This window comes from Streptomyces sp. NPDC041205, assembly GCF_055591765.1.
The window spans coordinates 1,255,840-1,279,902 of the sequence record NZ_JBVIZH010000002.1; the positions used below are offsets into that span (position 1 = coordinate 1,255,840).

Genomic DNA, 24,063 nt, shown 5'->3' on the forward strand with positions numbered 1-24,063 from the left:
CAACATCCCCACGGCCCCGTCTAAGATGCGGCCCATGAGCTTTGGGCAAGGGGGACCCCAGTGGGGCCCGGGGGGCTCGCAGACCCCCGACTGGGCGGCGCTCGCCGAGGCGTCCGAGGCACGTGCCCGCCGCCGCAAGTGGCTGCTGATCGGCGGCGGCGCGCTCGCCACGATCGGCGTCGCCGCGGCCGTCGCCGTCGCGGTCGTCTCCGCGAACAGCGACGACGCCACGGCCTCGAACAAGCCCGCGAGCGAGCTGCCCACCAGCGCGGACATCCCCGGCGCCAGCGACTCCGCCGAGCCGTCCTTCGAGGCGACCACGCCCCCGCCCCCGCCGGACCCGAAGGACTACATCTCCAGCGCGAAGAAGGACAAGGCCCCGCTCGGCCCGGAGTCCTTCTTCCCGGGCACGAAGCTGACCTCCGGGGAGCGGGTCTACAAGAAGGGCGCGACGGCGAGCACCAAGAAGTGCGCCTCCGTCGCCCAGCCGGTTCTGGCCACCATCCTGACGAAGAACAAGTGCACCGAGGTGCTGCGCGCCACCTACGCCCGCAAGGGCATCGCGGTCACCGTCGGCGTCGCCGTCTTCGACACCGAGGCACAGGCCAAGAAGGTCAAGCGGCAGGCCGACAAGGGCCTGATCACGTCCCTGCCCGGCAAGGGCGTGTCCGGCTTCTGCCGTACGACGGTCTGCCGCGGCACGTACAACGCGTACGGGCGCTACGCGTACTTCACGACGACCGGCTTCCTGAACGGCAAGGACGTCACGAAGAAGGAGCGCTCGGCGTACGAGGTCGGCGACGACCTCGCACGCTTCACGTTCCACCAGATCAACCGCCGCGGCGAGGCCCAGGCCTCGGCGGCGGCGAACAACCCGGAGTAGTCCCGCCCGCCGCGGGGGCCCTCAGCAGCACCCCGCCGAGCCCGCGGCCCCGGGCAGCGTCCGCTTGTTCCGCGCCTGCGCGCTCCGCGCCGCGAGCAGTTCGTCGGCCGGGTAGCCGACCTCTTCGAGGGTCAGCCCGTGCGGCCGCACCACATGCACGGCGGAGTCCCGCACCCCGGCGGCGAGCACCTTGCCGGGCCAGTCCGCGGGCCGGTGCCCGTCCCCCACGAACAGCATCGCGCCGACCAGCGACCGCACCATGTTGTGGCAGAAGGCGTCGGCCTTCACGGTCGCCTCGATGATCCCGTCCGGACGCCGCTCCCAGCGCAGCTCCTGGAGCGTACGAATGGTCGTGGCGCCCTCGCGCCGCTTGCAGTACGCGGCGAAGTCGTGCTCCCCGAGCAGCGCCTTCGCGGCGGCGTTCATGGCGTCGACGTCGAGCGTCCAGTCGTGCCACAGCACGTGCCCGCGCAGCAGCGGGTCGACGCCCCCGGGGTGATCGGTCACCCGGTACGCGTACCGCCGCCAGATCGCCGAGAACCGCGCGTTGAACCCGGCAGGGGCCTGCTCGACCCGCCACACCCGGACATCGTGCGGCAGCCGCCCGGCGAGCCGCCGCAGCAGCTTCTCCCGGTGCTCCGCCCACACGCCCTCCGGCAGGTCGACGTGGGCGACCTGGCCCCGCGCGTGCACCCCGCTGTCGGTCCGCCCGGCCACCGTCAGCTCGTACGTCTCCTGGGACCGCGTGACCGTACGCAGGGCGCTCTCGATCTCGCCCTGGACGGTGCGCTGGCCATCACGCTGCTTGGCCCACCCGGAGAAGTCCCGGCCGTCGTAGCTCAGGTCGAGCCGTACCCGGACGAAGCCGGGCTCCACTTCCTCACTCACACACAGATCCTCTCAGGGCTGTTCCTCTCGGGAACGCGAAAGCGGGCCCGCCCCAAGGGGCGGACCCGCTCACAGCAAGGCAGAGCCTCAGGCGTCCTTGGACTCCTCGGCGGCCTCAACCGGCGCGTCCTCGACGGGCGCGTCCTTCTTGAGGGCGTCTTCCTTGACGGCACGCTTGGTGGCCGCCTCGGCCTCACCGGTGGCCTGCTGGGCCACGGTCAGGGCCTCCACCAGCTCGATGACGGCCATGGGCGCGTTGTCGCCACGGCGGTTACCGATCTTGGTGATACGGGTGTAGCCACCCGGGCGGTTCTCGTAGCGCGGGCCGATCTCCGTGAAGAGCGTGTGCACGATGCTCTTGTCGGTGATGACCTGGAGGACCTGGCGGCGGTTGTGAAGGTCGCCCTTCTTCGCCTTGGTGACCAGACGCTCCGCGTAGGGACGCAGACGACGGGCCTTGGCCTCGGTGGTGGTGATGCGGCCGTGCTCGAAGAGCTGCTTGGCGAGGTTCGCCAGCAGAAGCTTCTCGTGCGCGGCGCTGCCGCCCAGACGGGCACCCTTGGCGGGCTTCGGCATGGTGTTACTCCTTGATGTCTGCCCCGGCCGTATCAGGTACCGGGGTCAGTGGACCGCGCCCCATAAGGGGCGCGGGGAACTGCGCGACCAGCCACAGCGGTCCCGCAGTCACAATCGAACCGTCGGGTCCGAGCTCTCAGTACTGCTCGGTCTCGACGAACCCGGCGTCCGCGTCGTCGTCGGCGCCGAAGGCGTCGGCGGCGGCGGTCGGGTCGAATCCGGGCGGGCTGTCCTTGAGGGCCAGGCCCATCCCGTTGAGCTTCATCTTGACCTCGTCGATCGACTTCGCACCGAAGTTGCGAATGTCGAGCAGGTCCGCCTCGGAGCGGGCGACGAGCTCGCCCACCGAGTGGATGCCCTCGCGCTTGAGGCAGTTGTACGACCGAACGGTGAGCTCCAGCTCCTCGATCGGCAGCGCCAGATCGGCGGCGAGCGCGGCGTCCGTCGGGGACGGACCCATGTCGATGCCCTCGGCGTCGATGTTGAGCTCACGGGCCAGACCGAACAGCTCGACCAGCGTCTTGCCGGCGGACGCCATGGCGTCACGCGGCCGCATGGCCTGCTTGGTCTCGACGTCGACGATCAGCTTGTCGAAGTCGGTGCGCTGCTCGACTCGGGTGGCCTCGACCTTGTAGGTCACCTTGAGGACGGGCGAGTAGATCGAGTCGACCGGGATCCGGCCGATCTCCTGGCCGACCTGCTTGTTCTGCACGGCGGAGACGTAGCCGCGACCGCGCTCGACGGTCAGCTCCATCTCCAGCTTGCCCTTGCCGTTGAGCGTGGCGAGGACGAGGTCGGGGTTGTGCACCTCGACACCGGCCGGGGGCGCGATGTCGGCGGCGGTGACCAGACCCGGTCCCTGCTTGCGCAGGTACATCACGACCGGCTCGTCGTGCTCCGAGGAGACGACCAGCTGCTTGATGTTCAGGATGAGGTCGGTGACGTCTTCCTTGACGCCCGGCACGGTGGTGAACTCGTGCAGGACACCGTCGATGCGGATGGACGTGACCGCCGCACCCGGGATCGAGGAGAGCAGGGTCCGGCGCAGGGAGTTGCCGAGGGTGTAGCCGAAGCCCGGCTCCAGCGGCTCGATGACGAACCGGGAGCGGAACTCGTCGACGACCTCTTCGGTCAACGAGGGACGCTGAGCGATCAGCATGAAGTGATTCCTTCAGTCAGGGGCACCCACTATTTGATGCCCTGAGTAGTACAAGGGTACGGGCGGCACGGCTCCGGAGAGCCGTACCGCCCGAAAACCTAAGACAACCGTGCGTCAGACGCGGCGGCGCTTGGGCGGACGGCAGCCGTTGTGCGGCGTGGGGGTGACGTCCTGGATCGAACCGACCTCGAGGCCCGTGGCCTGGAGGGAGCGGATCGCGGTCTCACGGCCGGAGCCGGGACCCTTGACGAAGACGTCGACCTTGCGCATGCCGTGCTCCTGCGCGCGACGGGCAGCCGACTCGGCAGCCATCTGCGCGGCGAACGGCGTGGACTTGCGCGAGCCCTTGAAGCCGACGTGGCCGGCGGAGGCCCAGGAGATCACGTTGCCGGTCGGGTCCGTGATGGACACGATCGTGTTGTTGAACGTGCTCTTGATGTGGGCGTGCCCGTGAGCGACGTTCTTCTTTTCCTTGCGGCGCACCTTCTTGGCAGCGCCCTGACGACCCTTGGGGGGCATCTATTACTCCTACGGGAGGTGGTCGGTCCTGCAGCGTCAGCTGTCGATAGACCGCTGAGCGAGGACTACTTCTTGCCCGGCTTCTTCTTGCCGGCGATGGCGCGACGCGGGCCCTTGCGGGTGCGAGCGTTGGTGCTGGTGCGCTGACCGCGGACGGGCAGGCCACGGCGGTGACGCAGGCCCTGGTAGCAGCCGATCTCGACCTTGCGGCGGATGTCGGCCTGGATCTCGCGACGGAGGTCACCCTCGGTCTTGATGTTCTGGTCCACGTACTCGCGGATCTTGACCAGGTCCTCTTCGGACAGGTCGCGAACGCGGGTGTTGCGGTCGATACCAGTGGCGTCCAGCGTCTGCTGGGACAGCGTCCGGCCGATGCCGAACACGTAGGTGAGCGCGACCTCGATGCGCTTGTCGCGCGGGAGGTCAACGCCTTCAACGCGTGCCATTCATGGCTCCTGTTAATACTCGGAGGTCTTCAGCAGAACCGCTCCCAACCGCCGTTCCCCTCCGGTGGAAATTCACCGGGAAGAGTCGGTACGAACTGGGTCCCCGGCCTCCGACCGGGGGTGTCGCCCTCCATTACCGCTGATGGATCTGAAGAGGGACGGGTCCTGCACATGTGCTGTTACGTGCGTCGCGCGAAAATCTGCGAGTGCAGTACGTGCGTCAGCCCTGGCGCTGCTTGTGGCGCGGGTTGTCGCAAATGATCATGACCCGGCCGTGACGGCGGATCACCCTGCACTTGTCGCAGATCTTCTTGACGCTCGGCTTGACCTTCATGGGTGTGAGGTTCTCCGGGTCAGTGCCACCACCCCGCCGAAGCGGGATGCGGGCAAGATCTACTTGTACCGGTAGACGATCCGGCCACGCGTCAGGTCGTACGGAGACAGCTCCACCACGACCCGGTCGTCAGGGAGGATGCGGATGTAGTGCATGCGCATCTTGCCGCTGATGTGTGCCAGGACCTGGTGGCCGTTCTGGAGCTCCACCTTGAACATGGCGTTCGGAAGAGACTCGACGACAGTGCCTTCGATCTCGATGGCACCTTGCTTCTTGGCCACGCTTCGCCCTTCGAATCGACTACCTTGATCGACTCCGTGAGCGTTACGCAGACATGCGAATGCACGAGAGCCGACGCGTCAGTCTACGTCAGTGCACTCGGAAAGACGAATCGGGTATGACTGCCCGCCAACGAAGATCCTTAAGCAAGGGCGCGGTCAGGGGCCCGGCACGGCGTAACCGGCGGACGGGGGCGGCCTCGGGCCGGCGTCGGGCGGGGCTCAGCCCAGCGGATCCGGCGCCGCCGTGATCCCGTACTCCGCCAGCTTCGCCTTGCCGCCGTCGGGGGCGGTGAGGACCAGCGGGCCCTCCTCCGTCAGCGCGACCGAGTGCTCCCAGTGCGAGGACCAGGTGCCGTCCGTCGTGATGACGGTCCAGTCGTCCTCGAGGACCTCGGTCTTGGCGGTGCCGAGGGACACCATCGGCTCGATGGCCAGGCACAGGCCGGGGACCAGCTTGGGGCCGCGGCCGCGGCGGCGCTCCACGTAGTTCAGGAGGTGCGGGTCCATGTGCATCTCGGTGCCGATGCCGTGGCCGCCGTAGTCCTCGACGATGCCGTACTTTCCGCGGGCCGGGCGGGGCTGGCGGCGGATGTAGGTCTCGATGGCGCGGGAGATGTCGACGAGCCGGTTGCCCTGCTTCATGGCCGCGATCCCGGCCCACATCGACTCCTCGGTCACCCGGGAGAGCTCGACCAGCTCCGGCGCGTGCCCACTGCCCACGAAGGCGGTGAAGGCCGCGTCGCCGTGCCAGCCGTCGATGATCGCGCCCGCGTCGATCGAGATGATGTCGCCGTCCTGGAGGACCACGTCCTCACTCGGGATGCCGTGGACGACGACCTCGTTCTTGGAGGTGCAGATGGTCGCGGGGAAGCCGCCGTACCCGAGGAAGTTCGACTTGGCGTCGTGCTCGGCGAGGACCTTGCGGGCCACGTCGTCCAGGTCCTTGGTGGTCGCCCCCGGGACCGCGGCGGCACGCGTCGCCTGGTGGATGGCGGCGACGACAAGCCCCGCCGCCCGCATCTTCGCGATCTGCTCGGGAGTCTTGATCTGCACCATCGGGCTTCCGCTCTCCGTGTTCCTACAACCGTTGGGTACACAACACTACGGCCGCGACGCCCGGGACGGGCACCGCGGCCGAAGCGACGTGCTGATGACTAGGCGTCGCCCTGGAGGGCGGCCATGGCGCGCTTCGTGACCTCGTCCACCTTGCCGAGCGCGGAGATCGTGACGACCAGACCCTGGGTCCGGTAGTAGTCGATGATCGGCTCGGTCTGCGTGTGGTAGACCTCGAGGCGCTTGCGGACGGTGTCCTCGCTGTCGTCCTCGCGCTGGTACAGCTCGCCGCCGCAGACGTCGCAGACGCCTTCCTGCTTCGGCTGGGAGTACGTCACGTGGAAGACGTGGCTTGAGTCCTTGCGGCAGATGCGCCGGCCCGCGATCCGCTTGACGACCTCGTCCTCGGGGACCTCGAGGTCCAGGACGGCGTCGAGCTTCACGTCGTCGGCCTTGAGGGCCACATCGAGCGCCTCGGCCTGCGACACGTTCCGCGGGAAGCCGTCGAGGAGGAAGCCGTTCTCCGCGTCGGGCTGCGCCATCCGGTCCTTGGCCATCCCGATGGTGACCTCGTCGGGGACCAGGTTTCCGGCGTCCATGTAGGACTTGGCCAGCTTGCCGAGCTCGGTCTGCTGGCTGATGTTGGCCCTGAAGAGGTCGCCCGTGGAGATGTGCGGGATCGACAGGTTCTTGGCAAGGAACGCGGCCTGCGTTCCCTTGCCGGCACCGGGCGGCCCGACTAGGACGATACGCATCAGCGGAGGAACCCTTCGTAGTTGCGCTGCTGGAGCTGGCTCTCGATCTGCTTCACGGTCTCCAGACCCACACCCACGATGATGAGGATGCTCGTCCCGCCGAACGGGAAGTTCTGGTTCGCCTGGAAGCCCACCAACGCCATCGTTGGCACAAGAGCGATCAGACCCAGATACAGCGAGCCCGGCCAGGTGATCCGGTTGAGTACGTAACTCAGGTACTCAGCGGTCGGTCGGCCAGCCCGGATGCCCGGGATGAAGCCACCATACTTCTTCATGTTGTCCGCGACTTCCTCCGGGTTGAAGGAGATCGCCACGTAGAAGAAGGCGAAGAAGACGATCAGGACGAAGTAGGTGACGATGTAAATCGGGTGGTCACCCTTGGTCAGGTTCTGCTCGATCCACGTCTTCCAGCTCGATTGGCCACCCGCGAACTGGGCGACGAGAGCCGGGATGTAGAGCAGTGACGAGGCGAAGATCACAGGGATGATGCCCGCCTGGTTGACCTTCAACGGGATGTACGTCGACGTACCGCCGTAGGACCTGCGCCCGATCATGCGCTTCGCGTACTGCACCGGGATGCGGCGCTGTGCCTGCTCGACGAAGACGACCAGGCCGACCATGAACAGACCGACCAGGATCACGGTGCCGAACTCGATCCAGCCACCGGCCAGGTCGCCCGACTTCTTGATGCCCCACAGGGCGGCGGGGAAGGTCGCGGCGATCGAGATGAACATCAGGATCGACATGCCGTTGCCGATGCCGCGGTCGGTGATGAGCTCACCGAGCCACATCACGCACGCGGTGCCCGCGGTCATGGTGAGCACCATCGTGATGGTCACGAAGATCGACTGGTCGGGGACGATCTCGCTGGCGACCGGGCAGCCGCTGAACAGCGTGCCGGTGCGGGCGGTGGCGACGAGGCCGGTGCCCTGCAGGATGGCGAGCGCGATGGTCAGATAGCGCGTGTACTGCGTGATCTTGGCCGTGCCCGCCTGGCCCTCCTTCTTGAGGGCTTCCAGACGCGGGATCACCACGGTCAACAGCTGCAGAATGATGCTCGCCGTGATGTACGGCATGATGCCGAGCGCGAAGATCGTGATCTGAAGAAGCGCGCCACCGCTGAACATGTTGACCAGACCGAACAGGCCCTGGTTGGCATTGGCCGCGTCGATACAGGTCTGGACGTTCTTGTAGTCGATGCCCGGAATCGGTACGTGCGTACCGAGCCGGTAGATCACGATGATGCCGAGCGTAAAGAGCAGCTTCTTGCGCAGGTCGGGCGTCTTGAACGCCCGGGCGAACGCGGTGAGCACGGTGCCTCCTGCGACCCCCGCGCTACTGCGTCAGAGGTGACGGTGGTGAGTCCGACGGATAAGTACGTAACTTGCAGCGAGTAAAACAGGCAAGAACCGCACGCCCTGTCGCGAGGACAGACCGCGCGGAAAGTAACAGTGCACGCCACCTTACCGGCGACCGTGCCCCCCTTGGAACGACCAACCGGGGATGCCCCTTTTGTGGGGCATCCCCGGTCGGGATCGCTCAAGTCATCGAGACGCCTGGGAAATTCAGACGAGCTCGGTGACGGTACCGCCGGCGGCGGTGATCTTCTCCTTGGCGGAGCCGGAGACGGCGTCAACCGTCACCTGCAGCGCCACGGTGATCTCACCCTGGCCGAGGACCTTGACAAGGCTGTTCTTGCGAACGGCGCCCTTGGCGACCAGGTCGGCCACCGTGACCTCGCCACCCTCGGGGTAGAGGGAAGCGAGCTTGTCCAGGTTGACGACCTGGAACTCGGTCTTGAACGGGTTCTTGAAGCCCTTGAGCTTCGGGAGGCGCATGTGGAGGGGCATCTGCCCGCCCTCGAAGCGCTCCGGAACCTGGTAACGGGCCTTGGTGCCCTTGGTACCACGACCGGCCGTCTTACCCTTCGACGCCTCACCACGACCGACACGGGTCTTCGCGGTCTTGGCACCGGGGGCGGGACGGAGGTTGTGGATCTTGAGCGGGTTGTTCTCCGCCATGATCAGTCGACCTCCTCGACCGTCACGAGGTGGCGGACGGTGTGCACCATGCCGCGGAACTCGGGACGATCCTCCTTGACGACCTGCGTGTTGATGCCCTTGAGACCAAGGGAGCGCAGGGTGTCGCGGTGGTTCTGCTTGCTACCGATGTACGACTTCGTCTGCGTGATCTTGAGCTGAGCCATGATTACGCACCCGCTCCCGCACGCGCACGCAGGAGAGCCGCGGGGGCGACGTCCTCGAGGGGCAGACCGCGGCGAGCCGCGATCTCCTCGGGACGCTGCAGGCCCTTGAGGGCCGCCACGGTCGCGTGCACGATGTTGATCGCGTTGTCGGAGCCCAGGGACTTCGACAGGATGTCGTGAACGCCGGCGCACTCGAGCACGGCACGCACCGGGCCACCGGCGATAACACCGGTACCGGGGGAAGCAGGCTTCAGCAGGACGACGCCCGCGGCCTTCTCACCCTGGATGGGGTGCGGGATGGTGCCCTGGATACGGGGGACCTTGAAGAAGTGCTTCTTGGCCTCCTCAACACCCTTGGCGATGGCGGCCGGCACCTCCTTGGCCTTGCCGTAACCGACACCCACGGTGCCGTCACCGTCACCCACCACGACGAGCGCGGTGAAGCTGAAGCGACGACCACCCTTCACAACCTTGGCGACGCGGTTGATCGCGACAACGCGCTCAACGTATGCGGTCTTCTCGGCGGCGGCAGCGCCACCGTCACGGCCCTTCCGGTCCCGCCGCTCGCCGCCACCGGCACCGCTTCCACGGCGCTGGGGTCCAGCCATTGGATTACCTCTCTCTTTCCGCTAGCTACGGAAGCGGCTCAGAACTTGAGCCCGGCTTCGCGGGCGGCGTCCGCCAGGGCGGCGATGCGCCCGGCGTACTGGTTACCACCACGGTCGAACACGACAGCCTCGACGCCGGCGGCCTTGGCGCGCTCGGCGACCAGGGCGCCGACCTGCTTGGCCTGCGCGGACTTGTCGCCCTCGCCACCGCGGATCGAAGCGTCCAGGGTGGACGCCGACGCGAGGGTGTGACCCTTCACGTCGTCGATCACCTGGGCGACGATGTTGCGGTTGGAGCGCGTCACGACCAGGCGCGGACGCTCGGCCGTACCGGAGATGTGCTTCCGGATACGAATGTGACGGCGCTTGATGGCAGCACGCTTGTAAGCGTCGCCCTTAGCAATCTTGACACCGTATGCCATGGCTTACTTACCCGCCTTTCCGACCTTGCGGCGGATGACTTCGCCCTCGTACTTGACGCCCTTGGCCTTGTACGGGTCAGGCTTGCGCAGCTTGCGGATGTTGGCCGCAACCTCGCCGACCTTCTGCTTGTCGATGCCCTCGACCGAGAACTTGGTCGGCGACTCGACCTTGAACGAGATGCCCTCGGGCGCCTCGATCAGGATCGGGTGGCTGTAGCCGAGCGAGAACTCCAGGTTGGAGCCCTTCGCCAGGACGCGGTAACCGACACCGCTGATCTCGAGCTTCTTCACGTAACCCTGGGTCACACCGGTGATCATGTTCGCCACCAGCGTGCGGGACAGGCCGTGAAGGGCCTTGTTCTGACGCTCGTCGTTGGGACGGGTGACGTTCAGAACGCCGTCCTCGCCCTTAGCGATCTCGATCGGCGCGACAACGGTGTGGTTCAGGGTGCCCTTGGGGCCCTTCACCGAGACCGTCTGCCCGTCGATGGTGACGTCCACGCCGGCGGGAACCGTGATGGGGAGCTTGCCAATACGCGACATAGCTGTTTCCTCCGTTCCCTTCCGCTACCAGACGTAGGCGAGGACTTCCCCACCCACGCCCTTCTTGCCCGCCTGCTGGCCGGTGAGCAGACCGTGCGACGTGGAGATGATCGCCACGCCCAGGCCGCCGAGCACCTTCGGCAGGTTGGTGGACTTCGCGTACACGCGCAGACCCGGCTTCGAGATCCGCTTGATGCCCGCGATGGAGCGCTCACGGTTCGGACCGAACTTGAGCTCGAGAACGAGGTTCTTGCCGACCTCGGCGTCCTCGACCTTCCAGCCCGTGATGAAGCCCTCCTGCTGGAGGATCTCCGCGATGTGCGACTTGATCTTGCTGTGCGGCATCGACACGGAGTCGTGGTATGCCGAGTTCGCGTTCCGCAGACGCGTAAGCATGTCTGCGATCGGATCAGTCATGGTCATGAATTGGCCTTCGGCCTCTCTCGCCGGGGTTTCCTGTATGCGCCATCCCTCTCCCCACTCAGTGGCGGGACGGGTGCGGCACGGGGACCTACGGCGTAGTAAGTCGTACGAGGGCGGCAGGCGCCCAACCACACAAGCCTAAGGCATGTGTGGTGGGCCACCCACCAACCTCATTGCTTACCGAGAGCGTCCGGTAATCCCAACTAGGGGACTACCAGGAGCTCTTGGTCACGCCCGGCAGCTCGCCACGGTGAGCCATCTCACGAAGGCACACGCGGCACAGGCCGAACTTGCGGTACACGGAGTGCGGACGGCCGCAGCGCTGGCAGCGGGTGTACGCACGCACACCGAACTTGGGCTTACGAGCAGCCTTGGCAATCAGAGCCTTCTTCGCCATCTCGCTTACGCCTCCTTGAACGGGAAGCCGAGGTGACGAAGGAGCGCCCGGCCCTCAGCGTCGTTGGTCGCCGTGGTGACCACGGTGATGTCCATACCCCGGACACGGTCGATCTTGTCCTGGTCGATCTCGTGGAACATGACCTGCTCCGTGAGACCGAAGGTGTAGTTGCCACGGCCGTCGAACTGCTTGGGGGACAGACCGCGGAAGTCGCGGATGCGCGGCAGCGCGAGCGACAGGGTGCGGTCCAGGAACTCCCACATGCGGTCGCCACGGAGCGTGACGTGGGCACCGATCGGCTGACCCTCACGCAGCTTGAACTGCGCGATGGACTTGCGGGCCTTGGTGATGGCCGGCTTCTGACCGGTGATCGTGGTCAGGTCACGGACGGCACCGTCCATGAGCTTGGAGTCACGGGCGGCGTCGCCGACACCCATGTTCACCACGATCTTGACGAGGCCGGGGATCTGCATGACGTTCTCGTAGGAGAACTCTTCCTGCAGCTTCGACTTGATCTCGTCGCGGTACTTCGTCTTGAGACGCGGAGTGGTGGTGGTCGTCATCAGATGTCCTCACCCGTCCGCTTGGCAACGCGGATCTTGTTGCCCTCGTCGTCGAAGCGGTAACCGACACGCGTGACGACCTTGTTGCCGTCCTTCTCCACGACCAGCTGGACGTTGGAGACGTGGACGGGGGCCTCGGTGGTCACGATGCCGCCGGCCTGCGAGCCGCTGGCGGTCGGGCCGGCCTTCGTGTGCTTCTTGACCCGGTTGACACCCTCGACCAGGACGCGCTCGTCGCGCGGGTAAGCGGCAATGACCTTGCCCTGCTTGCCCTTGTCCTTACCGGTGATGACCTGGACCAGGTCGCCCTTCTTGATCTTCATGCTTACAGCACCTCCGGCGCGAGCGAGATGATCTTCATGAACTTCTTCTCGCGCAGCTCACGGCCGACCGGGCCGAAGATGCGGGTGCCGCGAGGGTCGCCGTCGTTCTTCAGAATGACGGCGGCGTTCTCGTCGAAGCGGATGTACGAGCCGTCCGGACGGCGGCGCTCCTTGACGGTGCGAACGATGACCGCCTTGACGACGTCACCCTTCTTCACGTTGCCACCGGGGATCGCGTCCTTGACGGTGGCGACGATGACGTCACCGATGCCCGCGTAGCGGCGACCCGAGCCACCGAGAACACGGATGGTGAGGATTTCCTTCGCACCCGTGTTGTCGGCGACGCGAAGTCGCGACTCCTGCTGGATCACGTCTATCTCCTGTTTGTCTGCCGGTTCCCGGCAGGGGCTTCGCTCTTACGAGGTCGGCCCCTGCCGAGCCTGGCGGAACTGATCCGAGGGGAAACCCCCTCGGACGGAACTATTGGGAACTCCCTTGCGGGAATTACCTACTTGGCCTTCTCGAGGATCTCGACGACGCGCCAGCGCTTGGTCGCCGACAGCGGACGCGTCTCCATCAGGAGGACGCGGTCGCCGACGCCGGCAGCGTTCTGCTCGTCGTGCGCCTTGAGCTTGTTCGTACGGCGGATGACCTTGCCGTACAGCGCGTGCTTGACGCGGTCCTCGACGGCGACGACGACGGTCTTGTCCATCTTGTCGCTGACGACCAGACCCTCACGGGTCTTGCGGAAGCCGCGCGCGGCCTTGGTCTCTTCAGTCACGTTGCTCTCGCTCATCAGGCGCTCTCCACCGTCTCGATGCCCAGCTCGCGCTCACGCATCAGGGTGTAGATCCGCGCGATGTCCTTGCGGACGGCCTTGAGCCGACCGTGGTTCTCGAGCTGACCCGTCGCCGCCTGGAAGCGGAGGTTGAACAGCTCTTCCTTGGCCTCGCGGAGCTTGTTGAGGAGCTCCTCGTTGCCCAGCTCGCGGAGCTCGGACGCCTTGGTACCGGCCGACATCACGCTTCACCTGCCTCGCGCTTGACGATCCGGCACTTCATCGGCAGCTTGTGAGCCGCACGAGTCAGAGCCTCACGCGCAATCTTCTCGTTCGGGTAGGACAGCTCGAACATGACCCGGCCCGGGTGCACGTTGGCGACCCACCACTCGGGCGAACCCTTACCGGAACCCATGCGGGTCTCGGCGGGCTTCTTCGTCAGCGGGCGGTCCGGGTAGATGTTGATCCAGACCTTGCCGCCACGCTTGATGTGGCGGGTCATCGCGATACGAGCCGCCTCGATCTGGCGGTTGGTCACGTACGCCGGAGTCATGGCCTGGATGCCGTACTCGCCGAACGCAACCGTCGTACCACCCTTGGCCATGCCGCGGCGCTTGGGGTGGTGCTGCTTGCGGTGCTTGACCCTACGGGGGATCAGCATGTCGGTCAGGCCTCCGTTCCGGTGCTCTCAGCCGGAGCGGCAGCGGCGGCGGGAGCCTCGGCCTTGGGGGCCTCGGCAGCCGGCGCGGACTGCTGCTGCGGCTTGCGACCGCGACCGCCACGCTCGCCACCACGGCCACCACGGGCCGGGCGGTCGTTGCCACCACGGGCCGGGCGGTTGCCGGCGCGGGCAGCGGCGTTCTCGGCGCGGACCTCGGCGATGTTCTTGACGTCGCCCTTGTAGATCCAGACCTTCACGCCGATGCGGCCGAAGGTCGTCTTGGCCTCGAAGAAGCCGTAGTCCACGTTCGCGCGGAGCGTGTGCAGGGGCACGCGGCCCTCGCGGTAGAACTCCGAGCGGGACATCTCGGCGCCGCCGAGACGGCCACCACACTGGATCTTGATGCCCTTGGCGCCCGCCTTCATCGCCGACTGCATGCTCTTGCGCATGGCGCGACGGAAGGAGACGCGGGAGGACAGCTGCTCCGCGACGGCCTGGGCCACGAGCTGAGCGTCCGTCTCGGGGTTCTTGACCTCGAGGATGTTCAGCTGGACCTGCTTGCCCGTGAGCTTCTCGAGGTCACCGCGGATGCGGTCGGCCTCGGCGCCACGGCGGCCGATCACGATGCCGGGACGAGCGGTGTGGATGTCCACCCGCACGCGGTCACGGGTGCGCTCGATCTCAACCTTCGAGATGCCGGCGCGCTCCATGCCGGACGTCATCATCCGACGGATGGCGACGTCTTCCTTGACGTAGTCCTTGTACAGCTTGTCGGCGTACCAACGGGACTTGAAGTCCGTCGTGACACCGAGCCGGAACCCGTGCGGGTTTACCTTCTGGCCCATTACCGGGTTCCTTCCTTGCTGCTGACGACCACGGTGATGTGGCTGGTCCGCTTACGGATCCGGTAGGCACGGCCCTGGGCGCGCGGACGGAACCGCTTCAGGGTCGGGCCCTCATCGACGAACGCCTCGCTGATGAACAGCGACGAGGCGTCCGTGTGGTCGTAGTTGTGTGCAGCGTTGGCGATGGCGCTGTCCAGCACCTTGCCAACCGGCACGCTCGCGGCCTGCGGGGCGAAACGCAGGACCGCCTGAGCCTCCGTGGCGTCCATGCCACGGATGAGGTCCACCACGCGGCGGGCCTTCATGGGCGTGACGCGGATGTACCGCGCCTGGGCCCTGGCTTCCATGGTTGTCCCTTCGGTGTTAGTCACAGTCGTTCACACCCCGCTTAGCGGCGCTTCGACTTGCGGTCGTCCTTGACGTGGCCGCGGAAGGTGCGGGTCGGCGAGAACTCGCCGAGCTTGTGGCCGACCATCGACTCGGTGACGAACACCGGGATGTGGGTCTTGCCGTTGTGCACCGCGAGCGTGTGGCCAAGCATGGCCGGCACGATCATCGAGCGTCGGGACCAGGTCTTGATGACGTTTTTGGTGCCGGCTTCGTTCTGGGCGTCCACCTTCTTGATCAGGTGGTCGTCGACGAAGGGCCCCTTCTTCAGACTACGAGGCATCTCAACCCGTCCTTAGCGCTTCTTGTTCGTCTTGCGGCGGCGGACGATGTACTTGTTGCTCGCCTTGTTGCGATCACGAGTACGCATTTCCTTCTTGCCCCAGGGCGACACCGGGTGACGACCACCCGAGGTCTTGCCCTCGCCACCACCGTGGGGGTGGTCAACCGGGTTCATGACGACACCACGCACGGTCGGGCGGACGCCCTTCCAGCGCATGCGGCCGGCCTTGCCCCAGTTGATGTTCGACTGCTCGGCGTTGCCGACCTCGCCGACCGTGGCGCGGCAGCGCACGTCGACCAGGCGGATCTCACCGGACGGCATACGAAGGTGGGCCATCGAGCCCTCCTTCGCCAGCAGCTGCACGGAGGCACCCGCGGAGCGGGCGAACTTGGCGCCGCCGCCCGGACGGAGCTCGATCGCGTGGATCGTGGTACCGACCGGGATGTTGCGGAGCGCGAGGTTGTTGCCGGGCTTGATGTCGGCGCCAGGGCCGTTCTCAATCCGGTCACCCTGCGACAGGCCGCGCGGAGCGATGATGTAGCGCTTCTCGCCGTCTGCGTAGTGCAGCAGCGCGATGCGCGCGGTGCGGTTCGGGTCGTACTCGATGTGCGCGACCTTCGCCGGCACGCCGTCCTTGTCGTGACGACGGAAGTCGATCACGCGGTAGGCGCGCTTGTGTCCGCCACCCTGGTGGCGAACGGTCACACGACCGGCGTTGTTACGGCCGCCCTTGCTGTGCAGCGGGCGGACCAGCGACTTCTCCGGCGTGGACCGCGTGACCTCGACGAAGTCGGCGACGGAGGAGCCACGGCGGCCCGGCGTCGTCGGCTTGTACTTGCGGATTCCCATTTCTCAGTCCTCGTCCGATATTCGGACCAGGGCGCTCCGTTAGGAGGCCTGGCCGAAGATGTCGATACGGTCGCCCTCAGCGAGGGTCACGATCGCGCGCTTGGAGTCGGCACGCTTGCCGAAACCGGTGCGGGTGCGCTTGCGCTTGCCCTGGCGGTTGAGCGTGTTGACGCCGGTGACCTTGACCGAGAAGACCGCCTCGACGGCCTGCTTGATCTGGGTCTTGTTGGCGCCCGGCGCGACGACGAAGGTGTACTTGCCCTCGTCGAGCAGCGCGTAGCTCTTCTCCGAGACGACCGGCTTGACGAGGACGTCACGGGGGTCCGTGAAGCTCTTGCTCAGCGGCGTCTCAACGGTGTTCTTGCCCTCGGCGGCGTGGCGACGCGCCTTGGCGACGCGCGCGGCCTTGGCGGCCTTGGCCGCCTTCGAGGCGATAGCGGGGTGACGGATAGCCATCAGGCCTCGCTCCCTTCGGTGTCAGCGGCCTTGGGGCCAGACACGAAGGACTCCAGCGCGGCCTGGGTGAAGACCACGTCGTCCGAGACGAGAACGTCGTACGTGTTGAGCTGGCCCGGCTCCAGGATGTGGACCTGGGGCAGGTTGCGGGCGGACAGCAGCGCTGCCTCGTCCGAGCGCTCGATGACCAGGAGCACGTTCTTGCGCTCACTGATCTTGCCGAGCAGGCTCTTCGCGGCCTTGGTGGAAGGCGTCTCGCCCTCGATCACGCCGGAGACGACGTGGATGCGAGCGTTGCGGGCCCGGTCGGTGAGGGCGTGGCGCAGGGCCGCGGCCTTCATCTTCTTCGGGGTCCGCTGCGAGTAGTCACGCGGCACGGGGCCGTGGACGACGCCACCGCCGGCGAACTGCGGGGCGCGGGTCGAGCCCTGACGGGCGCGGCCGGTGCCCTTCTGGCGGTACGGCTTCTTGCCACCACCGCGGACTTCGCCACGGGTCTTGGTCTTGTGCGTGCCCTGACGGGCAGCGGCCAGCTGGGCGACAACGACCTGGTGGATCAGCGGGATGCTGATCTTCTCGACGTCGAAGATCTCCGCGGGGAGCTCGACGGTCCCGGCCTTGTCGCCTGCCGGCGAAAGGATGTCAATGGTGCTCATCGGTTCCTCAAGCCCCCTTGGCCGCGGTACGGACCAGGACGAGGCCGCCGTTCGGACCGGGAACCGCTCCCTTGATGAGGAGCAGGCCCTTCTCCGCGTCAACGGCGTGAACGGTCAGGTTCTGGGTGGTGACCCGCTCGTTGCCCATGCGGCCCGCCATGCGGAGGCCCTTGAACACACGGCCCGGGGTGGCGCAGCCACCGATGGAACCGGGCGAGCGGTGCTTGCGCTGGGTGCCGTGGCTGGAGCCGAGGCCACCGAAGTTGTGGCGCTTCATGACACCGGCGAAGCCCTTGCCCTTGCTCTTGCCGGTCACGTCGACCTTGACGCCGGACTCGAAGGTCTCAGCGGTCAGCTCCTGGCCGAGGGTGTACTCGCTGGCGTCAGCGGTACGGATCTCGACGAGGTGGCGACGGGGGGTCACGTCGGCCTTGGCGAAGTGGCCCTTGAGGGGCTTGTTCACCTTGCGCGGGTCGATCTCGCCGAAGGCGATCTGGACCGACTCGTAGCCGTCGGAGTCATTCGTACGGACCTGGGTAACGACGCAGGGCCCGGCCTTGACCACGGTCACCGGGACGACACGGTTGTTCTCGTCCCAGACCTGGGTCATGCCGAGCTTCTCGCCCAGGATGCCCTTGATCTGCTTGGTCATCTCTTCCGTGCCTCTCAGAGCTTGATCTCGATGTCAACGCCGGCCGGAAGGTCCAGGCGCATCAGCGAGTCAACGGTCTTGGGCGTCGGGTCGAGGATGTCGATCAGGCGCTTGTGCGTGCGCATCTCGAAGTGCTCGCGCGAGTCCTTGTACTTGTGCGGCGACTTGATGACGCAGTACACGTTCTTCTCAGTGGGCAGCGGCACCGGGCCCGCGACCGACGCACCAGTGCGCGTCACCGTCTCGACGATCTTCTTCGCCGAAGAGTCGATGACCTCGTGGTCGTAGGCCTTGAGCCGGATGCGGATCTTCTGTCCCGCCATGGCTACTTAGTAGTCCTTTGTCTCGAACGCTCTGGCCCCCGGAAGGCCCTGTTTTCTACTTCCATCCGACCCACGCGGTCGGGCGTGTCGCAGTCCCGCTCACACAGATCTCCCGAAGGAATTCCCTGCTAGGGGCTGCGGCCCTGATGACCGCGGGTCCGGGGGAAGAAACCCACCGGGCGCCTGGTCGAGCCACCTCACTGCACTTCCCGGAAGATTCCCGTACGTCCGCCACAGTGCTGCCTTACGACAGATATGGCGACGAGTACCGTGGGACTCGCTTCCAGTCCTCCCGGCGGGAGGCGCGCAGCATCGGCACTCAACCGAGCAACCTGAACAGTGTGCCATACGTGGGACGACGAAGGCCAATCGGGCCGCTTGTCAAGCGGCGCGCCCGCCCCGGACTCCCCCTGACACGACAAGAGGCCCCGCCCGCCGTAACGGCGAACGGGGCCTCTCGCTGCGCTCAGTTCAGAGCAGCCGGGTCTCCCCGACCAACAAGCAAGGAGTACTTACTTGGTGATCTTGGTGACCTGGCCGGCGCCGACGGTCCGGCCACCCTCACGGATGGCGAACTTCAGGCCCTCCTCCATGGCGACGGGCTGGATGAGCTCCACCTTCATCTCGGTGTTGTCACCCGGCATGACCATCTCGGTGCCCTCGGGGAGGGTCACGACGCCGGTCACGTCCGTCGTACGGAAGTAGAACTGCGGGCGGTAGTTGTTGAAGAACGGGGTGTGACGGCCACCCTCGTCCTTCGACAGGATGTACGCCTGCGCCTCGAACTCGGTGTGCGGGGTGACCGAGCCCGGCTTGATGATGACCTGGCCGCGCTCGACGTCCTCGCGCTTGATGCCACGGAGGAGCAGACCGACGTTCTCACCGGCCTGGCCCTCGTCGAGCAGCTTGCGGAACATCTCGATGCCGGTGACCGTGGTGGTGGTCTTCTCGGTCTTGATGCCGATGATGTCGACGGTCTCGTTGACCTTGAGGACACCACGCTCGATACGACCGGTGACGACGGTGCCACGACCGGTGATCGTGAAGACGTCCTCGATCGGCATCAGGAACGGCTTGTCGACGTCACGCTCGGGCTGCGGGATGGACTCGTCGACGGCCTTCATCAGGTCGAGGACGGACTTGCCCCACTCGGCGTCGCCCTCGAGCGCCTTGAGCGCCGAGACCTTGACGACCGGGACGTCGTCGCCCGGGAACTCGTACTCGGAGAGCAGCTCACGGACCTCGAGCTCGACGAGCTCCAGGATCTCCTCGTCGTCCACCATGTCGGCCTTGTTCAGGGCGACGACGATGTACGGAACGCCGACCTGGCGGGCCAGGAGCACGTGCTCCTTGGTCTGCGGCATCGGGCCGTCGGTCGCGGCGACCACGAGGATGGCGCCGTCCATCTGCGCCGCACCCGTGATCATGTTCTTGATGTAGTCCGCGTGACCGGGGCAGTCGACGTGAGCGTAGTGACGCGCCTCGGTCTGGTACTCGACGTGCGCGATCGAGATCGTGATACCGCGCTGGCGCTCCTCGGGAGCCTTGTCGATCTGGTCGAAGGCCGAGGCCTCGTTCAGGTCGGGGTACGCGTCGTGCAGCACCTTGGTAATGGCGGCCGTGAGGGTCGTCTTACCGTGGTCGATGTGACCGATGGTGCCGATGTTGACGTGCGGCTTAGTCCGCTCGAACTTCGCCTTCGCCACTGGGTCCTCCTGTGGAGTGGTTCTGTACGCCTTGCTTCATCGGCGCCAGGTGATCTTTGCTGGAAAGCCCGGGCCCCGGGGCATTCCTCCGCTGTTGCGGCGGAATGCCCCAAGAGACTCCGGAGTCAAGCCTAAAGCGTGAACTCGAGTGAGTTACTCGCCCTTGGCCTTCGCGATGATCTCCTCGGCGACGTTCCGCGGAACCTCGGCGTAGGAGTCGAACTGCATTGAGTAGCTTGCGCGACCCGACGTCTTGCTGCGGAGGTCTCCGACGTAGCCGAACATCTCCGAGAGGGGCACGAGGCCCTTCACGACGCGAGCGCCGCTGCGCTCCTCCATGGCCTGGATCTGGCCACGGCGGGAGTTGATGTCGCCGATGACGTCACCCATGTAGTCCTCGGGCGTGGTGACCTCGACGGCCATCATCGGCTCGAGCAGCACGGGCTTGGCCTGCCGCGCGGCCTCCTTGAAGGCCTGCGAACCGGCGATCTTGAAGGCGAGCTCGGAGGAGTCGACCTCGTGGTAGGCGCCGTCGAGAAGCGTGACGCGGACGCCCGTCATCTCGTAGCCCGCCAGGATGCCGAACTGCATGGCCTCCTGCGCACCCGCGTCCACCGACGGGATGTACTCCCGGGGGATGCGGCCACCGGTGACCTTGTTCACGAACTCGTACGAGGCGTCGCCGTCGACGATGGGCTCGATCGCGATCTGCACCTTGGCGAACTGACCGGTACCACCGGTCTGCTTCTTGTGGGTGTAGTCCACGCGCTCGACGGCCCGACGGATCGTCTCGCGGTACGCGACCTGCGGCTTGCCGACGTTCGCCTCGACGCGGAACTCGCGCTTCATGCGGTCGACGAGCACCTCGAGGTGAAGCTCGCCCATACCACCGATGATGGTCTGGCCGGTCTCCTCGTCCGAGTGAACCTGGAAGGAGGGGTCCTCCTCCGAGAGACGCTGGATGGCGACACCCAGCTTCTCCTGGTCACCCTTGGACTTCGGCTCGATGGCGACCTGGATGACCGGGGCCGGGAAGTCCATGGACTCCAGGATGACCGGGGCCTTGTCGTCACAGAGCGTCTCGCCCGTGGTGGTCTGCTTCAGACCCATGACGGCGACGATGTCACCGGCGCCCACCGACTCGATCTCCTCACGCTTGTTCGCGTGCATGCGGTAGATCTTGCCGATGCGCTCCTTCTTGCCCTTGACGGAGTTCAGCACCGCGGTGCCGGAGTCCAGGCGACCGGAGTAGATCCGGACGAAGGTGAGCTTGCCGAGGTGCGGGTCGCTCGCGATCTTGAACGCGAGGGCCGACAGCGGCTCGTCGTCGGACGGCTTGCGCTTGACGACCTCCTCCGGGTCCTTCACGTCGTGGCCCTCGATGGCCTCGACGTCCAGGGGGGAGGGGAGGTAGCGCACGACGGCGTCGAGCAGGGGCTGGACGCCCTTGTTCTTGAACGCGGTGCCGCAGAAGACCGGGGTCACCGTGGTGTCCCCGCCCTTGCCGGAGGCGATGGTGATGCGACGGATGGCCGCGTACAGCTGCTCCTCGGTGGGCTCCTGGCCCTCCAGGTACAGCTCCATCATCTGCTCGTCGTTCTCGGCGACGGCCTCGAGCAGCTTGCCGCGGTACTCCTCGGCAGCCTCGGTGTGCGTCTCCGGGATGTCGACGATGTCGTAGGCCTCGCCCATCTTGGTCTCGGCGGACCAGACGAAGGCCTTCATCGTGACGAGGTCGACGACGCCCTTGAAGTCAGCCTCCGCGCCGATGGGCAGCTGCATGACGATCGGGGTCGCACCGAGGCGGTCGACGATCATGTCGACGCAGCGGTGGAACTCGGCACCCGTGCGGTCGAGCTTGTTGACGAAGCAGATGCGCGGGACGCCGTAGCGGTCCGCCTGACGCCACACGGTCTCGGACTGGGGCTCAACGCCGGCGACACCGTCGAACACCGTGACAGCACCGTCGAGCACGCGGAGCGAACGCTCCACCTCGACCGTGAAGTCGACGTGCCCGGGGGTGTCAATGATGTTGATCGTGTGGTCGACGTCGTTCAGCGGCCAGTGGCAGGTGGTGGCAGCAGAGGTGATCGTGATGCCACGCTCCTGCTCCTGCTCCATCCAGTCCATCGTGGCGGCGCCGTCGTGGACCTCACCGATCTTGTACGAGACACCGGTGTAGAACAGGATCCGCTCGGTGGTCGTCGTCTTGCCCGCGTCGATGTGAGCCATGATGCCGATGTTGCGCACCTTGGCCAGGTCAAGTGAAGTGGTAGCCATATCGGCTCAGTCTTCTCTCGGTCTCGATGTGGGTAGCGACTACCAGCGGTAGTGCGCGAAGGCCTTGTTGGACTCGGCCATCTTGTGGGTGTCCTCGCGCTTCTTCACAGCGGCACCGAGGCCGTTGGAGGCGTCGAGGAGCTCGTTGAGCAGACGCTCGGTCATGGTCTTCTCGCGACGGGCGCGGGAGTAACCCACCAGCCAGCGCAGGGCCAGCGTGTTGGCGCGACCGGGCTTGACCTCGATCGGCACCTGGTAGGTGGCGCCACCGACGCGGCGGGACTTGACCTCGAGGGTCGGCTTGATGTTCTCGAGCGCGCGCTTCAGCGTGATGACCGGGTCGTTGCCCGTCTTCTCACGCAGACCCTCCATGGCGCCGTAGACGATGCGCTCGGCGGTGGAGCGCTTGCCGTTCAGCAGCACCTTGTTGATGAGGGAGGTCACCAGAGGAGAGCCGTAGACCGGGTCGATGATGACCGGGCGCTTCGGGGCGGGGCCCTTACGAGGCATTCTTACTTCTCCTTCTTGGCGCCGTAGCGGCTGCGGGCCTGCTTGCGGTTCTTGACACCCTGGGTGTCGAGGGAACCCCGGATGATCTTGTAGCGAACACCGGGCAGGTCCTTCACACGGCCGCCGCGCACGAGCACGATGGAGTGCTCCTGCAGGTTGTGTCCCTCACCCGGAATGTAAGCAGTGACCTCGATCCCGCTGGTCAGACGCACACGCGCGACCTTACGCAGGGCCGAGTTCGGCTTCTTCGGGGTGGTCGTGAACACACGCGTGCAGACGCCACGACGCTGAGGGGAACCCTCGAGTGCGGGCGTCTTGTTCTTCTCGACCTTGTCCTGCCGGCCCTTGCGGACCAGCTGCTGGATCGTAGGCACTACTTCTCCGGTTTCTGTGTGCCGAATAGTAAAGCTAACCTGGAACGTCGCCGACCCACGCGGTCGGGTGTGTCGAATGCTGCAGACTCCCGCTGAAGGCGGAGAGAGCGCAGATTGCGGCGGCCGGTATCGAGCTCGCCGTGCGGCTGAAGACACGCACACGAGCCCGGGCACACCCCAGGCACAAGGTCTGAGCGTACCTACCTCATTGGCTGCGGTCAAAACAAATACCCCGGACCCCGGACACGCCGGTCACCGCGGGCGGTGTGAACGGTTTGCTCTGTCCCCCGGCTCCCCGTCAGCCCGAAGACGCCGACACGATCAGCAGCAACAGCAGCGTCCACCCCGCGATGGCCAGCCAGCCCAGGACCAGGCCCGCCACCGCCATGCCGTCGCCGCCCTCGCGTGTGTGGCGGATCTCCGAGCGGGCCATGTGGCCCAGGACGACCGCGGGCACGGCCGTCAGACCGACGGTGAAGAAGGTGCCGATCCCGCAGACGAGCGCCGCCGTGGCCTTGCCGTTCGTGGGCGGCGCCACGGGCATGAAGGTGGCCGGCACCTGCTGCGCCACGGGCTGCTGGAACCCGATCGGACCCTGCGGCAGGTCGGCGACCAGCAGGCCCAGCTCCCCCACCGTCCGGGCCTCATAGGCGCGGCCCACCCGCCGCTCGTACTCGTCCTGCTGGAGCCGCCCCTCGGCGAAGCCCGCGCGCAGCACGTCGACCGCGCGCTCGCGGTCGGAGTGCCCGGCGAGCATCGACGGCTGGCCCGGCTGACCCATCTGCGCGGGCAGCCCCTGTTTCGGCGGCCACGGCCCCGGCTGCCACGACGGATTCGTCACGCGCGCCTCCCCCGGAAGTTGTCTGACTCCATGATGCGCCAACGCGCCGCAGGGCGGCCACCCGACCTCGTCGGGTGACCGCC

The 24,063-nt window shown here is 66.5% G+C and carries 37 protein-coding genes; 1 reads left to right on the top strand and 36 read right to left on the bottom strand.

What is annotated here, in order from left to right:
• Nucleotides 1-34 precede the first annotated feature (34 nt).
• Nucleotides 35-883, top strand: coding sequence for a hypothetical protein (locus ACZ6BG_RS12515; RefSeq protein ID WP_468999849.1), 849 nt, complete (start codon nt 35-37; stop codon nt 881-883).
• 21 nt (nt 884-904) lie between these two features.
• On the opposite strand, the gene truA is transcribed toward ACZ6BG_RS12515, so the two are convergent.
• The 36 genes from truA to ACZ6BG_RS12695 all read right to left on the bottom strand — a co-directional run bounded on the left by truA (nt 905) and on the right by ACZ6BG_RS12695 (nt 23,980).
• Nucleotides 905-1,771: a tRNA pseudouridine(38-40) synthase TruA gene (gene truA / locus ACZ6BG_RS12520; protein ID WP_468999850.1), complete on the bottom strand. Its 867-nt coding sequence runs from the start codon at nt 1,769-1,771 to the stop codon at nt 905-907.
• A gap of 87 nt (nt 1,772-1,858) precedes the next feature.
• The gene (gene rplQ / locus ACZ6BG_RS12525) at nt 1,859-2,347 is read right to left on the bottom strand and encodes a 50S ribosomal protein L17 (protein ID WP_380854178.1); all 489 of its coding nucleotides are present in this window, start codon (nt 2,345-2,347) and stop codon (nt 1,859-1,861) included.
• A gap of 136 nt (nt 2,348-2,483) precedes the next feature.
• A complete protein-coding gene (locus ACZ6BG_RS12530) occupies nt 2,484-3,506 on the bottom strand; it encodes a DNA-directed RNA polymerase subunit alpha (protein ID WP_016645160.1) in 1,023 nt (340 codons plus the stop codon).
• Between the two features lie 114 nt (nt 3,507-3,620).
• On the bottom strand, nt 3,621-4,025 hold the full coding sequence (gene rpsK / locus ACZ6BG_RS12535) for a 30S ribosomal protein S11 (RefSeq protein WP_003948617.1): 405 nt from the start codon (nt 4,023-4,025) through the stop codon (nt 3,621-3,623).
• A gap of 65 nt (nt 4,026-4,090) precedes the next feature.
• Entirely contained in the window at nt 4,091-4,471 is a 381-nt protein-coding gene (gene rpsM, locus ACZ6BG_RS12540; RefSeq protein WP_030359010.1) for a 30S ribosomal protein S13, read from the bottom strand.
• Nucleotides 4,472-4,691: 220 nt separating this feature from the next.
• Nucleotides 4,692-4,805: a 50S ribosomal protein L36 gene (gene rpmJ, locus ACZ6BG_RS12545; RefSeq protein ID WP_003948619.1), complete on the bottom strand. Its 114-nt coding sequence runs from the start codon at nt 4,803-4,805 to the stop codon at nt 4,692-4,694.
• Between the two features lie 59 nt (nt 4,806-4,864).
• Nucleotides 4,865-5,086 (bottom strand): translation initiation factor IF-1, encoded by a 222-nt coding sequence (gene infA / locus ACZ6BG_RS12550; protein WP_003948620.1) that lies wholly within the window; start codon nt 5,084-5,086, stop codon nt 4,865-4,867.
• 219 nt (nt 5,087-5,305) lie between these two features.
• Nucleotides 5,306-6,142, bottom strand: coding sequence for a type I methionyl aminopeptidase (gene map / locus ACZ6BG_RS12555; RefSeq protein WP_468999851.1), 837 nt, complete (start codon nt 6,140-6,142; stop codon nt 5,306-5,308).
• Nucleotides 6,143-6,240: 98 nt separating this feature from the next.
• Nucleotides 6,241-6,894: an adenylate kinase gene (locus tag ACZ6BG_RS12560; RefSeq protein WP_468450713.1), complete on the bottom strand. Its 654-nt coding sequence runs from the start codon at nt 6,892-6,894 to the stop codon at nt 6,241-6,243.
• Complete coding sequence (gene secY / locus ACZ6BG_RS12565) at nt 6,894-8,207, bottom strand: preprotein translocase subunit SecY (RefSeq protein ID WP_468999852.1); 1,314 nt, start codon at nt 8,205-8,207, stop codon at nt 6,894-6,896. Before secY ends, ACZ6BG_RS12560 begins: the two co-directional genes overlap by 1 nt.
• 252 nt (nt 8,208-8,459) lie before the next feature.
• Nucleotides 8,460-8,915 (bottom strand): 50S ribosomal protein L15, encoded by a 456-nt coding sequence (gene rplO, locus ACZ6BG_RS12570; RefSeq protein WP_289946941.1) that lies wholly within the window; start codon nt 8,913-8,915, stop codon nt 8,460-8,462.
• Nucleotides 8,916-8,917: 2 nt separating this feature from the next.
• Entirely contained in the window at nt 8,918-9,100 is a 183-nt protein-coding gene (gene rpmD / locus ACZ6BG_RS12575) for a 50S ribosomal protein L30 (RefSeq protein WP_005481207.1), read from the bottom strand.
• A gap of 2 nt (nt 9,101-9,102) precedes the next feature.
• Nucleotides 9,103-9,708: a 30S ribosomal protein S5 gene (rpsE, locus tag ACZ6BG_RS12580; RefSeq protein ID WP_005313527.1), complete on the bottom strand. Its 606-nt coding sequence runs from the start codon at nt 9,706-9,708 to the stop codon at nt 9,103-9,105.
• Nucleotides 9,709-9,746: 38 nt separating this feature from the next.
• Nucleotides 9,747-10,130 (bottom strand): 50S ribosomal protein L18, encoded by a 384-nt coding sequence (gene rplR, locus ACZ6BG_RS12585; RefSeq protein WP_037664020.1) that lies wholly within the window; start codon nt 10,128-10,130, stop codon nt 9,747-9,749.
• Nucleotides 10,131-10,133: 3 nt separating this feature from the next.
• Nucleotides 10,134-10,673, bottom strand: coding sequence for a 50S ribosomal protein L6 (rplF, locus tag ACZ6BG_RS12590; protein WP_030359016.1), 540 nt, complete (start codon nt 10,671-10,673; stop codon nt 10,134-10,136).
• Nucleotides 10,674-10,697: 24 nt separating this feature from the next.
• Nucleotides 10,698-11,096, bottom strand: coding sequence for a 30S ribosomal protein S8 (rpsH, locus tag ACZ6BG_RS12595; protein WP_158989430.1), 399 nt, complete (start codon nt 11,094-11,096; stop codon nt 10,698-10,700).
• Nucleotides 11,097-11,307: 211 nt separating this feature from the next.
• Nucleotides 11,308-11,493: a type Z 30S ribosomal protein S14 gene (locus tag ACZ6BG_RS12600; protein WP_003956452.1), complete on the bottom strand. Its 186-nt coding sequence runs from the start codon at nt 11,491-11,493 to the stop codon at nt 11,308-11,310.
• Nucleotides 11,494-11,498: 5 nt separating this feature from the next.
• On the bottom strand, nt 11,499-12,056 hold the full coding sequence (rplE, locus tag ACZ6BG_RS12605; protein WP_030567269.1) for a 50S ribosomal protein L5: 558 nt from the start codon (nt 12,054-12,056) through the stop codon (nt 11,499-11,501).
• Nucleotides 12,056-12,379 (bottom strand): 50S ribosomal protein L24, encoded by a 324-nt coding sequence (gene rplX, locus ACZ6BG_RS12610; RefSeq protein WP_016645174.1) that lies wholly within the window; start codon nt 12,377-12,379, stop codon nt 12,056-12,058. The genes rplE and rplX overlap by 1 nt, the downstream gene beginning before the upstream one ends.
• Before the next feature lie 2 nt (nt 12,380-12,381).
• Nucleotides 12,382-12,750, bottom strand: a complete 369-nt coding sequence (gene rplN, locus ACZ6BG_RS12615) for a 50S ribosomal protein L14 (protein WP_003974257.1) — start codon at nt 12,748-12,750, stop codon at nt 12,382-12,384.
• 137 nt (nt 12,751-12,887) lie between these two features.
• Nucleotides 12,888-13,175 carry a 30S ribosomal protein S17 gene (gene rpsQ / locus ACZ6BG_RS12620; RefSeq protein WP_030039759.1) on the bottom strand — a complete coding sequence of 96 codons (288 nt, stop codon included), beginning with the start codon at nt 13,173-13,175 and terminating at the stop codon, nt 12,888-12,890.
• Entirely contained in the window at nt 13,175-13,399 is a 225-nt protein-coding gene (rpmC, locus tag ACZ6BG_RS12625; RefSeq protein WP_010036720.1) for a 50S ribosomal protein L29, read from the bottom strand. Before rpmC ends, rpsQ begins: the two co-directional genes overlap by 1 nt.
• Nucleotides 13,399-13,818 carry a 50S ribosomal protein L16 gene (gene rplP, locus ACZ6BG_RS12630; protein ID WP_005313579.1) on the bottom strand — a complete coding sequence of 140 codons (420 nt, stop codon included), beginning with the start codon at nt 13,816-13,818 and terminating at the stop codon, nt 13,399-13,401. The genes rpmC and rplP overlap by 1 nt, the downstream gene beginning before the upstream one ends.
• A gap of 5 nt (nt 13,819-13,823) precedes the next feature.
• Nucleotides 13,824-14,663 carry a 30S ribosomal protein S3 gene (rpsC, locus tag ACZ6BG_RS12635; protein ID WP_087885483.1) on the bottom strand — a complete coding sequence of 280 codons (840 nt, stop codon included), beginning with the start codon at nt 14,661-14,663 and terminating at the stop codon, nt 13,824-13,826.
• The gene (rplV, locus tag ACZ6BG_RS12640) at nt 14,663-15,010 is read right to left on the bottom strand and encodes a 50S ribosomal protein L22 (protein ID WP_030359020.1); all 348 of its coding nucleotides are present in this window, start codon (nt 15,008-15,010) and stop codon (nt 14,663-14,665) included. Before rplV ends, rpsC begins: the two co-directional genes overlap by 1 nt.
• A gap of 41 nt (nt 15,011-15,051) precedes the next feature.
• A complete protein-coding gene (rpsS, locus tag ACZ6BG_RS12645; RefSeq protein WP_003992359.1) occupies nt 15,052-15,333 on the bottom strand; it encodes a 30S ribosomal protein S19 in 282 nt (93 codons plus the stop codon).
• Nucleotides 15,334-15,345: 12 nt separating this feature from the next.
• The gene (gene rplB, locus ACZ6BG_RS12650) at nt 15,346-16,182 is read right to left on the bottom strand and encodes a 50S ribosomal protein L2 (RefSeq protein ID WP_016645178.1); all 837 of its coding nucleotides are present in this window, start codon (nt 16,180-16,182) and stop codon (nt 15,346-15,348) included.
• A 39-nt stretch (nt 16,183-16,221) separates the two neighbouring features.
• On the bottom strand, nt 16,222-16,638 hold the full coding sequence (rplW, locus tag ACZ6BG_RS12655; RefSeq protein WP_468450707.1) for a 50S ribosomal protein L23: 417 nt from the start codon (nt 16,636-16,638) through the stop codon (nt 16,222-16,224).
• Nucleotides 16,638-17,294 (bottom strand): 50S ribosomal protein L4, encoded by a 657-nt coding sequence (gene rplD, locus ACZ6BG_RS12660; RefSeq protein ID WP_468999854.1) that lies wholly within the window; start codon nt 17,292-17,294, stop codon nt 16,638-16,640. The genes rplW and rplD overlap by 1 nt, the downstream gene beginning before the upstream one ends.
• Before the next feature lie 7 nt (nt 17,295-17,301).
• Nucleotides 17,302-17,946, bottom strand: a complete 645-nt coding sequence (gene rplC, locus ACZ6BG_RS12665; protein WP_030359023.1) for a 50S ribosomal protein L3 — start codon at nt 17,944-17,946, stop codon at nt 17,302-17,304.
• Nucleotides 17,947-17,960: 14 nt separating this feature from the next.
• Complete coding sequence (rpsJ, locus tag ACZ6BG_RS12670) at nt 17,961-18,269, bottom strand: 30S ribosomal protein S10 (RefSeq protein ID WP_003948644.1); 309 nt, start codon at nt 18,267-18,269, stop codon at nt 17,961-17,963.
• Nucleotides 18,270-18,781: 512 nt separating this feature from the next.
• Nucleotides 18,782-19,975: an elongation factor Tu gene (gene tuf / locus ACZ6BG_RS12675; RefSeq protein WP_030359024.1), complete on the bottom strand. Its 1,194-nt coding sequence runs from the start codon at nt 19,973-19,975 to the stop codon at nt 18,782-18,784.
• Between the two features lie 153 nt (nt 19,976-20,128).
• Nucleotides 20,129-22,255, bottom strand: coding sequence for an elongation factor G (gene fusA / locus ACZ6BG_RS12680; RefSeq protein ID WP_468999855.1), 2,127 nt, complete (start codon nt 22,253-22,255; stop codon nt 20,129-20,131).
• A 39-nt stretch (nt 22,256-22,294) separates the two neighbouring features.
• A complete protein-coding gene (gene rpsG, locus ACZ6BG_RS12685) occupies nt 22,295-22,765 on the bottom strand; it encodes a 30S ribosomal protein S7 (RefSeq protein WP_003974303.1) in 471 nt (156 codons plus the stop codon).
• Between the two features lie 2 nt (nt 22,766-22,767).
• Nucleotides 22,768-23,139, bottom strand: coding sequence for a 30S ribosomal protein S12 (gene rpsL, locus ACZ6BG_RS12690; protein WP_003948652.1), 372 nt, complete (start codon nt 23,137-23,139; stop codon nt 22,768-22,770).
• Nucleotides 23,140-23,437: 298 nt separating this feature from the next.
• Nucleotides 23,438-23,980: a DUF1707 and DUF4190 domain-containing protein gene (locus tag ACZ6BG_RS12695; protein WP_468999856.1), complete on the bottom strand. Its 543-nt coding sequence runs from the start codon at nt 23,978-23,980 to the stop codon at nt 23,438-23,440.
• Nucleotides 23,981-24,063: the final 83 nt, after the last annotated feature.

Bases quoted from the DNA above. Each gene is read 5' to 3' on its own strand.
- rplF (WP_030359016.1), bottom strand. From the start codon at position 10,673: ATGTCGCGTATTGGCAAGCTCCCCATCACGGTTCCCGCCGGCGTGGAC.
- rplE (WP_030567269.1), bottom strand. From the start codon at position 12,056: ATGACGACCACCACCACTCCGCGTCTCAAGACGAAGTACCGCGACGAG.
- rpsH (WP_158989430.1), bottom strand. From the start codon at position 11,096: ATGACCATGACTGATCCGATCGCAGACATGCTTACGCGTCTGCGGAAC.
- rplQ (WP_380854178.1), bottom strand. From the start codon at position 2,347: ATGCCGAAGCCCGCCAAGGGTGCCCGTCTGGGCGGCAGCGCCGCGCAC.
- rplO (WP_289946941.1), bottom strand. From the start codon at position 8,915: ATGGCGGAGAACAACCCGCTCAAGATCCACAACCTCCGTCCCGCCCCC.
- fusA (WP_468999855.1), bottom strand. From the start codon at position 22,255: ATGGCTACCACTTCACTTGACCTGGCCAAGGTGCGCAACATCGGCATC.
- ACZ6BG_RS12600 (WP_003956452.1), bottom strand. From the start codon at position 11,493: ATGGCGAAGAAGGCTCTGATTGCCAAGGCTGCTCGTAAGCCCAAGTTC.
- rplP (WP_005313579.1), bottom strand. From the start codon at position 13,818: ATGCTGATCCCCCGTAGGGTCAAGCACCGCAAGCAGCACCACCCCAAG.
- rpsK (WP_003948617.1), bottom strand. From the start codon at position 4,025: ATGCCCCCCAAGGGTCGTCAGGGCGCTGCCAAGAAGGTGCGCCGCAAG.
- rplB (WP_016645178.1), bottom strand. From the start codon at position 16,182: ATGGGAATCCGCAAGTACAAGCCGACGACGCCGGGCCGCCGTGGCTCC.
- rpsG (WP_003974303.1), bottom strand. From the start codon at position 22,765: ATGCCTCGTAAGGGCCCCGCCCCGAAGCGCCCGGTCATCATCGACCCG.
- rpsC (WP_087885483.1), bottom strand. From the start codon at position 14,663: ATGGGCCAGAAGGTAAACCCGCACGGGTTCCGGCTCGGTGTCACGACG.
- ACZ6BG_RS12560 (WP_468450713.1), bottom strand. From the start codon at position 6,894: ATGCGTATCGTCCTAGTCGGGCCGCCCGGTGCCGGCAAGGGAACGCAG.
- rplR (WP_037664020.1), bottom strand. From the start codon at position 10,130: ATGGCATACGGTGTCAAGATTGCTAAGGGCGACGCTTACAAGCGTGCT.
- rplV (WP_030359020.1), bottom strand. From the start codon at position 15,010: ATGGAAGCCAGGGCCCAGGCGCGGTACATCCGCGTCACGCCCATGAAG.
- map (WP_468999851.1), bottom strand. From the start codon at position 6,142: ATGGTGCAGATCAAGACTCCCGAGCAGATCGCGAAGATGCGGGCGGCG.
- rplX (WP_016645174.1), bottom strand. From the start codon at position 12,379: ATGAAGATCAAGAAGGGCGACCTGGTCCAGGTCATCACCGGTAAGGAC.
- rpsS (WP_003992359.1), bottom strand. From the start codon at position 15,333: ATGCCTCGTAGTCTGAAGAAGGGGCCCTTCGTCGACGACCACCTGATC.
- rpsQ (WP_030039759.1), bottom strand. From the start codon at position 13,175: ATGAGCGAGAGCAACGTGACTGAAGAGACCAAGGCCGCGCGCGGCTTC.
- ACZ6BG_RS12515 (WP_468999849.1), top strand. From the start codon at position 35: ATGAGCTTTGGGCAAGGGGGACCCCAGTGGGGCCCGGGGGGCTCGCAG.
- rplC (WP_030359023.1), bottom strand. From the start codon at position 17,946: ATGACCAAGCAGATCAAGGGCATCCTGGGCGAGAAGCTCGGCATGACC.
- rpsJ (WP_003948644.1), bottom strand. From the start codon at position 18,269: ATGGCGGGACAGAAGATCCGCATCCGGCTCAAGGCCTACGACCACGAG.
- rplD (WP_468999854.1), bottom strand. From the start codon at position 17,294: ATGAGCACCATTGACATCCTTTCGCCGGCAGGCGACAAGGCCGGGACC.
- rpmD (WP_005481207.1), bottom strand. From the start codon at position 9,100: ATGGCTCAGCTCAAGATCACGCAGACGAAGTCGTACATCGGTAGCAAG.
- rplW (WP_468450707.1), bottom strand. From the start codon at position 16,638: ATGGCTATCCGTCACCCCGCTATCGCCTCGAAGGCGGCCAAGGCCGCC.
- rpmJ (WP_003948619.1), bottom strand. From the start codon at position 4,805: ATGAAGGTCAAGCCGAGCGTCAAGAAGATCTGCGACAAGTGCAGGGTG.
- ACZ6BG_RS12530 (WP_016645160.1), bottom strand. From the start codon at position 3,506: ATGCTGATCGCTCAGCGTCCCTCGTTGACCGAAGAGGTCGTCGACGAG.
- rpmC (WP_010036720.1), bottom strand. From the start codon at position 13,399: ATGTCGGCCGGTACCAAGGCGTCCGAGCTCCGCGAGCTGGGCAACGAG.
- rpsM (WP_030359010.1), bottom strand. From the start codon at position 4,471: ATGGCACGCGTTGAAGGCGTTGACCTCCCGCGCGACAAGCGCATCGAG.
- rpsE (WP_005313527.1), bottom strand. From the start codon at position 9,708: ATGGCTGGACCCCAGCGCCGTGGAAGCGGTGCCGGTGGCGGCGAGCGG.